This window comes from Maricurvus nonylphenolicus (genome assembly GCF_042854845.1).
GTDB classification, from domain to species: domain Bacteria; phylum Pseudomonadota; class Gammaproteobacteria; order Pseudomonadales; family Cellvibrionaceae; genus Maricurvus; species Maricurvus nonylphenolicus.
Genome location: NZ_AP031498.1, coordinates 3,117,852 through 3,132,254, shown reverse-complemented (window position 1 = coordinate 3,132,254; position 14,403 = coordinate 3,117,852). Strand labels below are relative to the sequence as shown.

Below are 14,403 nucleotides of genomic sequence, written 5' to 3'. Positions count from 1 at the left end.
GTAGGCTTGATAAATGTTGTTACTCTGGGGCTGTTGGCTGTTATTGCGGTTGATGATCTTAAACACGCTTTTCTGGGCTAAGACTGGGGCCGTCGTAAAAAGACAGTCATTTACTGGCTTGTTCAGGTAAGTCAGGCTCCAGTAGAATGCTGCGCTAAACCATAAATAGACAATGGATGGCGCATATGAAAATACTGGGGAAGCTAATAACCGTAATGGTTATGGCTGTGATTCTTTACTTTGCCTTCTGGCCTGTAGCCGTTGAGCCAATTGCTTGGCAGGCACCAGAAGATCCAGGATATCAGGGTGCGTTTGCCCCCAATGATAAGCTGGCTAACTTTACCGCCCTGAATACGGCGGGGCAACATGGCCCGGAAGGGGTAGTTGTCGACCAGCAGGGGTATGTGTATGCCACTACTCATGAAGGCTGGGTAATTCGCTGGGCTCCCGGTGCGGAAAAAGCAGAACCCTGGGTAGAAACCGGAGGTCGACCACTAGGTTTGGATCTCGATAAAGAGGGTAACCTGTGGGTTGCTGATGCCTTTATCGGACTGCTAAAAATTGACACCCAAGGCAAGCTTCATACAGTGTTAACTGAAGCTGACGGTGTTCCCATCCTCTATGCTGATGACCTTGTTGTCACACCAAATGGCAAGGTATACCTCAGTGATGCCTCCACCAAATTCTCTGCCAAAGCGGTAGGCAGTACCTACCACGCCAGCTTGCTCGATATCATGGAGCACGGGCTTTATGGCCGAATTATCGAGTTTGATCCGAATACCAATCAGTCCAAGGTCATTATGACCAATTTAAGCTTTGCCAATGGTGTAACCGCTGATGTTGAGGGTAACTATCTGTTGGTCAATGAAACCGGTGAGTACCGTGTCTGGAAATATTGGTTAGCCGGAGAGCGTCAGGGAGAGTCGGAAGTGGTTATCGATAACTTGCCTGGTTTCCCGGATAACATTGTTCGTGGAGAAGAGGGGCGCTTCTGGTTGGGACTGGTTTCTCCTCGTTTACCGATTTTGGATAACCTTGCTGGCAAACCGGGTGTTCGCAAGGCTGTGCAACGCCTGCCTGGTTTCCTGCGTCCAGGAGCTAAAAACTACGGCCATATTGTCGCTATTGATGGTGATGGTAATGTTTTACATAGCCTTCAGGATCCAGCAGGAGCCTATCCGCAAACTACCGGGGCTATTGAGGCAGGAGAATATCTCTATGTCAGTAGTTTGACTGCGCCTGTTTTGGCTCGTTTAGATAAGGCAGAACTCGACCTTTAGTGCTTTGAATCCGGAGGCAGCCGGTGAAGCTGCTCTCCGCGCCCATAAGCGGCCGGAAAAAGCCTGCGCTACGTAAACTCGCTAAAAACGCTCAGACAACCTCCGCGACTACCCAGGCTTTTTCCGGCCGCTTAAACGATGGGCTGATTGCTCCGATCAGCTCCACCGGCTGCCTCCTTTCCTTTGTGCCGCATCACCTCAGTATTTCCGATCCTTGTTAATTTATCCTCAGGTAGGTTTGCCCAAGGGCGGGTGGTGCCGGCGACCAATCAGGCTGCGTTTAAGACTTGTCCTGGGGCGGGAGTGTTTACGAGGACTGTTTGAGCGTTTTCTGCGAGTTCCGCAGTGCGAGCGCCCCAGGACAAGTCTTGCAGCCGGGAGCCGGTACCACCCGCCCTTGGGTAAACCGGGGGATCGCACTAAATAAATAATCTCCATAATCAAAACAGGTACGTTTCTTGCCGTACAAGTCCCCAAACGGACATAAACGTCAAGAATTCGTTATGGCATCACTTTCTGACTTATTTAATCAGGCCCGTCAGGTCGACCGGCAAACCGCTTGGAATAATGTAAGAGGCGCAGGGCAGGGGAATCTGGGTATTCCTATTCTGTTGTTAATGCTGCTCGGCATGATGACCTTGCCGGTACCTCCATTTCTATTGGATGTATTCTTCTCATTCAACATCGCACTTTCAATTGTGGTGTTGCTGGTGGGGGTTTATACCCTACGTCCCCTGGATTTTGCCGTATTTCCAACGATCTTGCTGGTGGCTACGCTGCTGCGTTTGGCGTTGAACGTTGCCTCAACTCGGGTTGTGTTACTGGAAGGTCATGCCGGCGGTGATGCTGCGGGTAAGGTGATCCAGGCCTTTGGTGAAGTGGTTATTGGTGGTAACTACGCTGTGGGTCTGGTGGTGTTTATCATCTTGATGATCATCAACTTTGTGGTGGTTACCAAGGGTGCTGGGCGTATTTCAGAGGTGAGTGCGCGTTTCACCTTGGACGCTATGCCCGGTAAGCAAATGGCGATTGATGCTGATTTGAATGCGGGTTTGATTGACCAGGACGAAGCCCGTACCCGTCGTGAAGATGTGGCTGCGGAAGCGGATTTTTACGGCTCAATGGACGGTGCGAGTAAATTTGTTCGCGGAGATGCCGTCGCGGGTATTTTAATTCTGGTGTTGAATATTATCGGCGGTTTAATCGTCGGTATGGTGCAGCACCAGCTCGAATTCCAGGATGCGCTGGAAAAGTATATTTTGCTGACCATTGGTGATGGTCTGGTTGCGCAAATTCCTTCTCTGTTACTGTCTACTTCGGCAGCCATCATGGTGACACGGGTGAACAGTACAGAGGATGTACGTAACCAGGTCTTTAACCAGATGTTTGATTCGCCCAAGGCTTTGGCGGTAACGGCGTTTATTCTCTTTATCATGGGCTCCATTCCCGGAATGCCCCATGTGGCCTTCCTGGGTTTGTCTTTTGTCGCAGCAGCGGTAGCGTTTTATATCTACTACAAAAAGCAGCAGCAAATCGAAACTGGCGGCGGTGCTCCTGGCACACCTGGAACACCCGCGTTAGTGGGTGCTGGTGGCGGTGGTCCTGGTCAGCCTGCACCGATTGAGGGTCAGTTAACCCACGAAGGCGGCGAGGAATCCTCTGAAATCAGTTGGGATGATGTGCAGCCGGTAGACATTATTGGTTTGGAGGTGGGTTACCGTTTGATCCCGATGGTGGATAAAAATCAGGGAGGAGAGTTGTTGGGCCGTATCAAAGGGGTCCGTAAAAAGCTCTCTCAGGAATTGGGTTTTCTGGTGCCTTCAGTGCATATTCGTGACAACCTCGATCTGCTGCCCAATGCCTATCGCATCAGCTTAATGGGAGTAACCCTGGCTGAAGCGGAAGTGTTTCCTGATAAGGATTTGGCAATTAACCCTGGCCAGGTGTTTGGCAAGCTCGAAGGTATTGCTACTGTCGATCCGGCTTTTGGCTTGGAGGCGGTGTGGATTGATCAGGATAAAAAAGATCATGCCCAAACCTTGGGTTACACCGTTGTAGATGCCAGTACCGTGGTGGCTACCAATATTAATCAGATTCTGCATAAGCATGCCTATGAATTATTGGGTCATGAGGATGTGCAGAAGCTTCTCGATAAGCTCGCCGAGCAGTCGCCTAAATTGGTTGAGGAGCTGGTGCCTGGAACGGTATCGCTGAACCTGCTGCTGAAAGTGTTGCAAAACCTGCTGCAGGAGCAGGTACCCATTCGCGATATGCGAACGATAGCCGAAGCTTTGGCATCGAAGGGGGAGAAGAGTCAAGATCCCGTCGCCTTGACCGGCGTGGCGAGGGTGGCGCTAAGTCGTCAAATCGTCCAAAACATCGTAGGGGCGGAGCCTAGCATCCCGGTTATCACGATAGATGCACAGTTGGAACAGTTATTGCTAAAGTCTGTTCAGCAAGCACAAAAAGCTGGCGCTTCGGATGGCGCGTTTGTTGAGCCATCGCTGGCTGAGCGATTACAACAATCGCTAGTAGAGGCAGCGCAGAAGCAGGAAATGGCGGGTAAACCGATCGTGCTGTTAGTTGCAGCTCCCATACGCGCCATGATGAGTAAATTTGTTCGTTTCAGTATTCCGGATATGCAGGTGTTGGCTTACACCGAAGTGCCGGACAACAAACAAATTACCATCGAGGCCAGTGTCGGTGCAGGAAATTAAGGCCCGTAAGGTAAGAATAAAGCTGGATTGAGGAAGTAGTCATGTCAGTTAAACGTTTTGTGGCAGCGGATATGCGCCGGGCTTTGGAGCTGGTGCGCAGAGAAATGGGCGATGATGCGATCATTCTGTCCAGCCGTCGTATTAAGCAGGGCGTAGAAATTCTTACTCAGGTTGAGCCTGTTGCCGCGACGCCGAATCCGTCGCCGTTGGACAACCAGGGCGGAGAATCTGAAGTGGCGATGCCAAGCGATGGCGCTTGGGCAGAGCAGAGTCAGCTGGAGGCCGCCGTAGCGCGACACCAGGGGGCTGTCAGTTTGTCGCCGGCGCAACATCCAGAGCAGGCCACAGCGTCAAATACCACACCACATATCGTCAAAGCCAAAACCACCACCCGCGGATTGGCTTCTGGCAAAACACCGGCAGAGCTGGCGGAAGAAATTGAGCAGGCCCGCCAGCGTATGATGGCCGCCAAACGTGCGCAATCGGAACCTCAAGCCGCAGCCGTACCTTCATTCGAACATGCTATGGCGGATAACCAGTCAGGAGTATCTCGCTCGGCTGAAGCAGATCTGCAAACTGCAGCGTTTCAATCTACTGCCCCAAAACCCGAACATTCTTTTAGTGAGAACTCTGTAAACGAAGCGCAATCTTTCCAGGCGAAGCGCGAGCAGCAGGCGCAGCGTGAGCAGCTGGCGTCGCTACAGGCGGAGCTGGCAGATATGCGGATTTTGCTGGAAGATCAATTGAGCCGTATTGCCAAAACGCCTTCCCAAGCGCCTTCGCCATTGCATGCCAGTTTGCAACGACGACTCGATCGCTTGGGCTTGTCTGTCGACAGTCAGCAGGCGTTATTGGATAAGGTTAATATGCATGGTGGCTTGCGCGAGGCTTGGAAAGAAAGTCTCGCTGTGCTGTCTCATCAAATCCCAACCCTGGGTCAGGATCTGGTTGCCAAAGGCGGTGTTTTCGCCTTTGTTGGGCCAACCGGTGTTGGTAAAACTACGACTATCACCAAATTGGCCGCGCGTTATGTTCTTGAGCATGGTGCAGATAAAGTTGCCTTGGTGACTACCGACACCTATCGAATTGCTGCGCACGATCAGTTACGCTCTTTGGGCCAGATTCTCAATGTGCAGGTGAAGGTTGTCGATGACAATGAGGACTTGCCAGCGGTATTGCGCAGTTTAAAAGGCTGCGAGCTGGTATTAATCGACACAGCCGGTCTGCGTCACGGTGACCCGCTGTTGAAGCAACAATTGCAAGTGCTTAACCAGTTGCCTCAAGTGACAAGTTTATTGGTGATGGCGGCAAACAGTCAGCGCCAAATGTTGACGGCAACGCTTCACGCATATCAAAAAGCCGGATTGGCTGGCTGTATTCTTACCAAGCTGGATGAAACCGCGAGTTTGGGTGAGGCCATTGATGTGATATTGGATAAGCGTCTGCCGCTGGCGTATACCACTGATGGTCAGGAAATTCCCGATGATCTGGAGCTTGCCCGTGGGCACCGCCTGGTGACTCAGGCAATTTCGTTATTAAAACAGCAGGGCGGTGAGGCTAGCAGTTTTGACAGCTTGCTGGCAGGCGTAAATGGTAACCCTCAAGGGGTTGGCAACATCTATACTGAACAGAGATAGTTACGGCTGTAGGCTGTAATATATAGACGCAAGCATAAACGATAGGTTACCTTGCAGCGCAGGTAGTCGGAACAAGATAAGAAAAGATTGGAGCAGACTGCAATATGCAGGTTTACCAGGAGTACAAGAGTAAATGAACGCCCAGCGACCGGTACAAGTCATTGCCGTCACAGGCGGTAAAGGCGGAGTAGGCAAGACCAATATCTCCGTCAATTTAAGCATGGCGTTGGCTGAGATGCGTCGTCGGGTGGTTCTGTTGGATGCGGATTTGGGATTGGCCAATGTTGACGTCCTGCTAGGATTGAAAGCGACCCACACGCTGGCCGATGTATTGGCAGGGCAGTGCTCTATCCAGGATGTGATGGTTACAGGGCCATCGGGTGTGAAAATCGTACCTGCATCGTCAGGTGTGCAGCATATGTCCAGCCTGAGCCCGCAGGAGCATGCGGGTTTGATCAGTGCTTTCAGTGAGTTAAGCAGCCAGTTGGATGTGCTGGTGGTGGATACCGCAGCGGGTATATCCGATACGGTTGTTAGCTTTGTTCGAGCCTCACAAGAGGTGGTCGTGGTGGTGTGTGATGAGCCATCATCCATTACCGATGCCTATGCGCTGATCAAGCTGTTAAATAAAGAATACGATATGTTCCGTTTCCGGGTGGTTGCCAATATGACGCGCAGCGCTCAGGAGGGCCGAAACTTGTTTAACAAGCTCAGTGTGGTTTGTGAGCGTTTTCTGGATGTGTCTCTGCAGTACATGGGGCATGTACCTTTCGATGAAAATGTCCGCAAGGCCGTACAAAAGCAAAAACCCTTGTTAGAGTTTGCTCCGCACTCTCGAGCAGCCCAGGCTATTCGTTCTCTTGCTGAAGATGTGGCGAGCTGGCCATTGCCCACCTCGGCACGAGGGCATTTGGAATTCTTTGTTGAGCGCTTATTGCAAACCGCAGATGCAGGATACTAAGCATGGGCGCAGTAGACGGATTGGCTATGTATGATGAAACCAAGCGAAGTCAGCAGGCGATAAACGTCGAAGACTACGCGCCGTTGGTGAAACGCATTGCCCATCATATGATGATGCGCATGCCAGCCTGTGTTCAGGTTGAGGATTTAATTCAAGCGGGCATGATTGGTCTGCTTGAGGCTGCGCAAAAATATGATGCCAGCCGTGGGGCAAGTTTTGAAACCTATGCCGGTATCCGCATTCGCGGTGCCATCGTCGATGAAATGCGGCGCGGGGATTGGGCCCCACGCTCTGTTCATCGCAATTCACGTCGCGTACAGGAAGCGATCAGCGTGGTAGAGGGCCGTACTGGTCGTGATGCCACGGATCAGGAAGTGGCTGAAGAGTTAGGTGTGGAGCTCGATGAGTACTTCACCATGCTCAAGGATGCTGCTTCCAGCCGCCTGTTTAGCTTCGAAGAAGCCTTTGGAGATGATGACAGCCGCCTGGGATCAGAAGGCACCAGTATGGCTTTTATCAGCCCATTGGACGGTTTACAGCGCGAATCGCTAAAGCAATCGCTTGCGCAGGCGATAAGTCAATTGCCGGAGCGAGAAAAGCTCGTATTGGCTCTTTATTACGATGAAGAGCTCAATCTGAAGGAAATTGGCCAGATCATTGGGGTTAGTGAGTCGCGTGTAAGCCAAATTCATTCTCAAGCCGCCCTGCGGCTGCGAACCAGAATGGCTTCTTGGACTGACAATGAAGGTTAGCGATTGACCCGTAGCGGGTTTCTCAGTACCTTTCCAGCAGGCGCAGTTTTCCTCAAAATGTTGAGTGAAAAATGCCCAATTATCAATGAGTTGGCTAATTCTGACGGTTTTTCGACACTTGCCGGGTGAAAAACTGGCCAGAGGCCGATCAGCGACTAGACTAATAGGTAAAACGGAATCCCAGAGTGGGGACGACGGAGGTTGCATTGGACAAAAATATGAAAATCCTGATTGTCGATGATTTCTCGACAATGCGTCGGATTATTAAAAACTTACTTCGGGATTTGGGTTTCACCAATACCCAGGAAGCAGACGATGGCTTAACAGCATTGCCTATGCTGAAGTCGGGGGACTTTGATTTCCTGGTAACGGATTGGAACATGCCGGGTATGACAGGTATTGATTTGCTCAAGGCGGTTCGCGCGGATGACAAATTATCCTCATTGCCCATTCTGATGGTAACGGCGGAAGCCAAGCGCGATCAGATTATTGAAGCCGCACAAGCCGGTGTAAACGGCTATGTTGTTAAGCCTTTTACCGCTCAGGTTCTTAAAGAGAAGATCGATAAAATCTTTGAACGTGTAGACGGTTAAGCACAGCTAAGCAGTTCTAGCTGATAACAAGAATTTATAGAAGGCTTGGCAATGGAAACAGAACCAGCGCTGCACAACAATACGGAGTTTATTTCAGAACTTCAGGATTGTGCGAAGTTGCTTGCAGAAAAGCTTAACGGCGATGATTTTGAGGGTGCCTCCAAACTGATTCATCAGATGGTGGAGGTGCGTGATCGTAATATTTTCCAGTCGGTAGGTCGATTAACCCGCGGTTTGCACGATGCAATCGTCAACTTTCACGTTGACGCCGACCTGGATGCAGAGCCTCCCACCATTGAAAGCTCAGAGATTCAGGATGCCTCAGACCGCCTGAATTATGTCATTACCATGACGCAAAATGCTGCTGACAAAACCATGGACAAGGTTGAGGTGGCTGCCCCCATCGCACTCAACCTTGGTGAGGAAGCTGCCTCTTTGAAAGAAGAGTGGGCGCGTCTCAAACGCCGGGAAATGACCGCAGCTGAGTTCCGTGAGTTGTACAACCGTATCGATGGCTTCTTGGCGGATATGGATACCGGCACCAAGGAACTCAATAAAAACTTGCAAGATATTATCCTGGAGCAGGGCTTCCAGGATCTTACCGGCCAAGTGTTAAAGCGCGTAATTGGTTTGATCAGCGATGTCGAAAGAGACCTGGTGTCATTGGTGCGTATTGCCGGTCAGGTAGAAGATATTACAGGTTTGACAACTGATGCCGATAAGGACCCTGAGGCGAAAGCCGATAGTGACATTCAAGGAGAAGGACCGCAGATTCATGCCGATATACGCGATGATGTGGTGTCTGGCCAAGATGATGTCGATGACCTCTTATCGAGTTTAGGGTTCTAAGGAGCTGATGAATGGGATTCGGTGATGACGACGATATCCTTCAGGATTTTCTGGTAGAAGCCGGTGAAATTCTGGAGTTGTTATCTGAGCAGTTAGTCGATCTGGAACAACGTCCCGACGATAATGATTTGCTCAACGCAATCTTTCGTGGGTTTCATACCGTAAAAGGTGGGGCTGGATTCCTACAGCTAAACGCCATGGTAGATTGCTGCCATGTTACTGAAAACCTGTTTGACATTTTGCGTAACGGTCAGCGTACCGTAACCCCTGAATTGATGGATGTGGTCCTGCAAGCGCTGGACTGCGTTAATCAGCAATTTGAAGAAGTTACCCAGCGGGCTGACCTTACACCTGCTCCCCCCGAGTTAATCGCTCAACTGGAACGCCTGGTGTCCTGTGAAGACTTGGCTGAAGGTGGTGGTGAGGCCCCAGCAGCTGAGCCCGAACCCGTGGCTGCACCAGAGCCGGTGGCTGAGCCTGCTCCCGCAGCAGCCTCTACCCTTGGGGCTGGCGGTGGCGATGGTGATATCACCGATTCTGAATTTGAAGAACTGCTCGATGCCATCAGCGATGATGCGCCGGCTGCGGAAGCTGTAGCGTCGGCTCCAGCACCGGCAGCCGAAGCTCCAGCCTCTGCAGGCGATGATGAAATCTCTGAAGATGAGTTTGAGGCTCTGCTGGATCAGTTACACGGTTCAGGTAAGGGGCCTGGTACTGAGCAGGCAGCTGCACCAGCTTCAGCGCCAGCAACACCTGCTGCCACTGATTCTGATGGCGACGAAATTACTGAAGATGAATTTGAAGCTTTGCTGGACCAATTACACGGTTCCGGTAAAGGACCTGGTAAGGATCAGGTTGCCAGTGCGCCAGCCCCTGCAGCTCCAGCGGCCCCTGCCGCAGGCGGGGATGACCTGATTAACGATGACGAGTTTGAAGCGCTGCTTGATCAGCTGCACGGTTCAGGTAAAGGGCCTGGTAAAGGTGGTGCCACAGCGCCTCCAGCGGCTAAAGCTCCAGAGCCTGCTGCGCCTGCACCCGCGTCAAAGCCTAAAGCGGCGGCTCCAAAACCCGCTGCAGCCAAAGCGCAGCCGGCGAAAGAGGCGGCCAAGCCTGCTGCCAAGGCGCCTGCACGAGATGCAGGTGGTGGCGCGGCGGCTGCACCGGCTGAAACAACGGTTCGCGTAGATACCCAACGCCTTGACGATATTATGAATATGGTTGGTGAGCTGGTGTTGGTTCGTAATCGACTGGTGCGTCTGGGGTTGAATGCCGGTGACGAGGCACTTTCAAAAGCGGTGTCCAATCTGGATGTTGTCACCGGAGATTTGCAAACCTCCGTCATGAAAACCCGAATGCAGCCAATCAAAAAGGTGTTTGGCCGATTCCCTCGTGTTGTACGTGACCTGGCGCGTAACCTGAAAAAAGAAATTAACCTTGAGCTGCAAGGGGAAGAGACCGACCTGGATAAAAACCTGGTTGAGGCTCTGGCTGATCCCTTGGTGCACTTGGTGCGTAACTCTGTAGACCATGGTATTGAGTTACCTGCAGATCGCGAAGCCAAAGGTAAATCCCGTGTCGGTAAGGTGATTTTGGCTGCTGAGCAAGAGGGCGATCATATCCTGCTGTCTATCACCGATGATGGCGGCGGCATGGATCCAAACAAACTCAAGGATCGCGCCGTGGAGAAGGGTGTTCTCGATGAAGATGCTGCCGCGCGTTTATCTGATAGTGAGGCGTTTGCCCTGATTTTTGCCCCGGGTTTCTCCACCAAGGAAGAAATCTCCGATGTGTCCGGCCGTGGTGTCGGCATGGATGTGGTGAAAACCAAGATAACCCAGCTTAATGGTTCAATTGATATCGAATCGCAGGTGGGTGAGGGTACCCGGATTATCATTAAGGTACCGTTGACCCTGGCTATTATGCCAACGCTGATGATTATGCTGGGCCAGCAGACCTTTGCTTTGCCGCTGGTGAGTGTTAACGAAATCTTCCATATGGATTTGACCAAAAGTAATGTGGTTGACGGCCAGGAGTGTGTCACTATTCGTGAGCGTGCTGTGCCCATATTCCATCTCAAGCGCTGGTTAGTGCGTGAGGGGCTCAATCTGGGTAATGGCACTATGGAAAGCCCTGACGAAGCCCATGTGGTGGTTGTCTCGGTTGGCACCCAGCGGGTTGGCTTTGTGGTGGACCAGCTTATTGGCCAGGAAGAGGTGGTGATTAAGCCCTTGGGTAAAATGTTGCAGGGAACACCGGGTATGGCAGGCGCAACCATCACGGGAGATGGTACTATAGCCCTGATACTTGATGTCCCTAGTATGCTGAAACGTTACGCAGGTTATGCATGATCGATTCAGCCTTAACTCATAAGTTACCGGCCGCCAGGCATGTGGCCGGTGACCGTTACAGATTGGATTTTTCATGTCCGTGTGCAGTACTGATAACAATAATGACAATTCAGTTGCCTTTCTAGGCAACTCGCACTCCCTATTTCACGTATTTTCTTCTCAAGACCCGTTCAATAACCGCACATACAGTGGTGGCATTTGTTTGGCTGGTGGAGGTTGCATCCTATGCCGATAAATGTGTTGGTAGTAGATGATTCAAACTTCTTTCAGCATCGCCTAAAAGAAATCATTAATGCCCACAGCGAGCTCAATGTGGTGGGGGTTGCCGCCAATGGTCGCGAAGCGGTTGACATGGCGCAGTCTCTTAAACCGGATGTCATCACCATGGATTATGAAATGCCGGTGATGGATGGTGTGAGCGCTGTTAGGCAGATTATGGCGCAACGGCCTGTGCCCATTTTGATGTTCTCGTCGATGACTTACGAAGGTGCCAGAACTACGCTTGATGCGCTGGATGCCGGTGCTACGGATTTTATGCCGAAGAACTTTGCCGAAGTTTCGCGTGATTCAGCGGCATTAAAGAAAAAGTTGCATGACCGTTTGTTGCAGATTGCCAGGCCTCAGAGGCTAGCCCGTTCTGCTACGCCTGCGGCGAGCTTCAAGGCTCCGCCCGCGCCTGAGCGTAAAATATCATTAAAAGGGCGAGTTAATTTGTTGGTGATTGGTGCATCGACTGGAGGGCCTGTAGCGCTCGCTGATGTGTTGACGAAATTGCCTGCAAATTTTCCTGTGCCGATTGTGCTGGTTCAGCACATGCCAGAAAACTTTACCAAAGCCTTTGCCGACCGTTTAAATCGCCAGTGCAAAATTGAAGTGCGTGAAGCGGTTGATGGCGATCAGCTGCGTCCGGGTTTGGCCTTGTTAGCTCCAGGTGGTAAACAGTTGATGGTAGAAAAGCGTGGTATGGGCTGTGTGCGTGTATTGCCTGGCGATAGTCGTGTGAATTACAAGCCCTCGGTTGATATTACCTTTGGTTCGGCCGCTAATACTTATGACAAGCATGTGCTGGGTGTTGTGTTGACGGGTATGGGATCCGATGGCTGTGAAGGTGCCAGGTTGTTGAAGCGTAAGGGTTCAGCTATTTGGTCGCAGGATCAGGCCAGTTGTGTGATTTACGGTATGCCCATGGCTGTTGCACGTGAAAAATTAACCGATCGCGTTTTGCCGTTAAATGAAATTGGTTCTGCGTTGGCCAGGGAGCTCTAGGGATAGCTCTCTAGTAAGGGGACAGGACACATGGATATTCTCAGTATTCTAGGCGTTATCATCGGCTTTGCCGCTTTAATCGGCGGCAACTTTATGGAAGGTGGTTCTTGGCAATCCCTGTTAAACGGTCCGGCGGCAATCATTGTTCTGGGTGGTACCTTTGGTGCGGCTATGCTGCAAACACCCTGGCTGCATCTTAAGCGCGCTGGATTTATTTTACGTTGGGTATTTAAGCCACCACGTAATATTTTCCAGGATGGTATCAGCAAAATTGTGCGTTGGGCTGTGGCGGCGCGCAAAGAAGGCTTGCTGGGATTGGAAACTATTGCCGAAACTGAAGTGGACAGGTTTGCCCAGAAGGGGTTGCAACTATTGGTTGATGGCAGTGAGCCTGAATCTATTCGTCGCGTGCTGGAAACCGAGATGATCGTCAATGAACAGCGCGATCTGGATGCGGTAAAGTTTTACGAAAGCATGGGCGGTTATTCGCCAACCATCGGTATTATCGGTGCTGTGATGGGTTTGATTCATGTGATGCGGAATCTTGCCGATCCCAATGAGCTGGGTCCAGGTATTGCCATTGCCTTTGTTGCCACGATCTACGGTGTTGCCTTTGCCAACCTGTTCCTGCTGCCTATCGCCAATAAACTGAAAATGTGTGTGCACGAGCATTCACAATACCGTGAGTTGGTGATCGAGGGCATTATTGCCATTGCCGAAGGCGAAAATCCTCGCACTATTGAGATGAAGCTCGATGGCTATCTGCATCGCTAATATTCTTGTGCTGGATGCCTCTCGTGCGAGGTTAGGGTGACCGCTTATGCCTCGTCGTCGTCCTGTTGAGTTACAAATCAATCACGAACGCTGGTTGGTTTCTTATTCCGATTTTATCACGCTACTGTTTGCTTTCTTTGTCGTGATGTATTCCATTTCCCAAGTGAATGAAAGTAAATACCGGGTGTTATCTGACACTCTGTTGGATGCCTTTAGTGAAAATGATCAGCGATCCCTTAAACCTATCCAGGTTGGTGATCCCAGCTTAAATGTCGATCCCAATGTTATTGATTTGGAAAACCAGGGGCAGGGTGAGTTCAGTGGTGATGGGGCTTTTGATAAAACCGCTGACTTACCGCAGTTGGCTGATCAGTTTACGGAACAGTTTTCCGATTTACTCAGTGATGACTCGGTGCAAATTCACAGTAATGAGTTTTGGCTGGAAGTTGAGCTAAAGGCGAGTATTTTATTCGAAACCGCCGATGCTGAGCCGAGTGCAGAAGCCGAAGCTATTTTTGCGGATGTTGCCGCTATCCTGAAAGATTATGACAACCCTATTCAGGTGGAAGGCTTTACCGATAATGTGCCGATCAATAATGCTCGCTATCCTTCCAACTGGGAGTTGTCCAGTGCCAGGGCGGCAGCAGTGGTAAAATTACTTGCTGAGAATGATGTGGCGCCCAGTCGGCTGTCGGCTGTTGGTTATGGTGAGCATCAACCCATTGCGGATAATGAAACCGAAGAGGGCCGCAATGCCAATCGCCGGGTGGTGTTAATGATTGCCCGCGAACGCCGCGAGCGTCCCCATGTACGAGATAAGGAAGCGATTGATCGCGCCATTAATCCGCCACTCGTTGAGGTGACCGAACCTTATCCGCAGCCGGGCTTGGCAACTTCATCAGCCGATGAGGGAGAAGATATCGCCGAGGCGTTGGGAATAGAGACTGCCGAAGATACGGCTGGCGCTGAAGCGCCTGTATCGGAAGCGCCTGTATCGGAAGCGCCTGTATCTGATGCGACTCCTGAAGAGCCCGCAGATCGTTTAGCACCCGTGGGCGATATCAAACCGGTGGAAACCAAAGAGGGTGGCTTGTTGTTTAGCAGTGACCCTGATTTGCCGCGAAAATAAATAAGTGGCCTGGATTGCCGATATCATTTTTATCTGTTCGGTATGACGACAGGCATATTCCTTGCAGCGTTCACACACAAACGCCTGTCGCGCTGGA

11 protein-coding genes are annotated in these 14,403 nt (G+C 51.1%); all 11 read left to right on the top strand.

Annotation, left to right across the window (positions count from 1 at the left end):
* The first annotated feature begins 185 nt into the window (after window positions 1-185).
* The 11 genes from ACGHZ6_RS13725 (at window position 186) to motD (ending at window position 14,306) form a co-directional block, all read left to right on the top strand.
* Window positions 186-1,280, top strand: a complete 1,095-nt coding sequence (locus ACGHZ6_RS13725) for an SMP-30/gluconolactonase/LRE family protein (RefSeq protein WP_390614538.1) — start codon at window positions 186-188, stop codon at window positions 1,278-1,280.
* 503 nt (window positions 1,281-1,783) lie between these two features.
* A complete protein-coding gene (gene flhA, locus ACGHZ6_RS13720) occupies window positions 1,784-3,997 on the top strand; it encodes a flagellar biosynthesis protein FlhA (RefSeq protein ID WP_390614537.1) in 2,214 nt (737 codons plus the stop codon).
* Between the two features lie 41 nt (window positions 3,998-4,038).
* Complete coding sequence (gene flhF / locus ACGHZ6_RS13715) at window positions 4,039-5,634, top strand: flagellar biosynthesis protein FlhF (protein ID WP_390614536.1); 1,596 nt, start codon at window positions 4,039-4,041, stop codon at window positions 5,632-5,634.
* Window positions 5,635-5,767: 133 nt separating this feature from the next.
* Window positions 5,768-6,595, top strand: a complete 828-nt coding sequence (locus ACGHZ6_RS13710) for a MinD/ParA family protein (protein WP_390614534.1) — start codon at window positions 5,768-5,770, stop codon at window positions 6,593-6,595.
* 26 nt (window positions 6,596-6,621) lie between these two features.
* Window positions 6,622-7,347 (top strand): RNA polymerase sigma factor FliA, encoded by a 726-nt coding sequence (locus ACGHZ6_RS13705; protein ID WP_390619167.1) that lies wholly within the window; start codon window positions 6,622-6,624, stop codon window positions 7,345-7,347.
* 206 nt (window positions 7,348-7,553) lie between these two features.
* Entirely contained in the window at window positions 7,554-7,940 is a 387-nt protein-coding gene (gene cheY, locus ACGHZ6_RS13700; RefSeq protein WP_390614533.1) for a chemotaxis response regulator CheY, read from the top strand.
* 51 nt (window positions 7,941-7,991) lie between these two features.
* A complete protein-coding gene (locus ACGHZ6_RS13695; RefSeq protein WP_390614531.1) occupies window positions 7,992-8,789 on the top strand; it encodes a protein phosphatase CheZ in 798 nt (265 codons plus the stop codon).
* 11 nt (window positions 8,790-8,800) lie between these two features.
* Window positions 8,801-11,137, top strand: coding sequence for a chemotaxis protein CheA (locus ACGHZ6_RS13690; RefSeq protein WP_390614530.1), 2,337 nt, complete (start codon window positions 8,801-8,803; stop codon window positions 11,135-11,137).
* Window positions 11,138-11,362: 225 nt separating this feature from the next.
* Complete coding sequence (locus tag ACGHZ6_RS13685; RefSeq protein ID WP_390614529.1) at window positions 11,363-12,403, top strand: chemotaxis response regulator protein-glutamate methylesterase; 1,041 nt, start codon at window positions 11,363-11,365, stop codon at window positions 12,401-12,403.
* 30 nt (window positions 12,404-12,433) lie between these two features.
* Window positions 12,434-13,177, top strand: a complete 744-nt coding sequence (locus ACGHZ6_RS13680; RefSeq protein WP_390614527.1) for a flagellar motor protein — start codon at window positions 12,434-12,436, stop codon at window positions 13,175-13,177.
* A 46-nt stretch (window positions 13,178-13,223) separates the two neighbouring features.
* Window positions 13,224-14,306, top strand: a complete 1,083-nt coding sequence (motD, locus tag ACGHZ6_RS13675; protein ID WP_390614525.1) for a flagellar motor protein MotD — start codon at window positions 13,224-13,226, stop codon at window positions 14,304-14,306.
* Window positions 14,307-14,403: the final 97 nt, after the last annotated feature.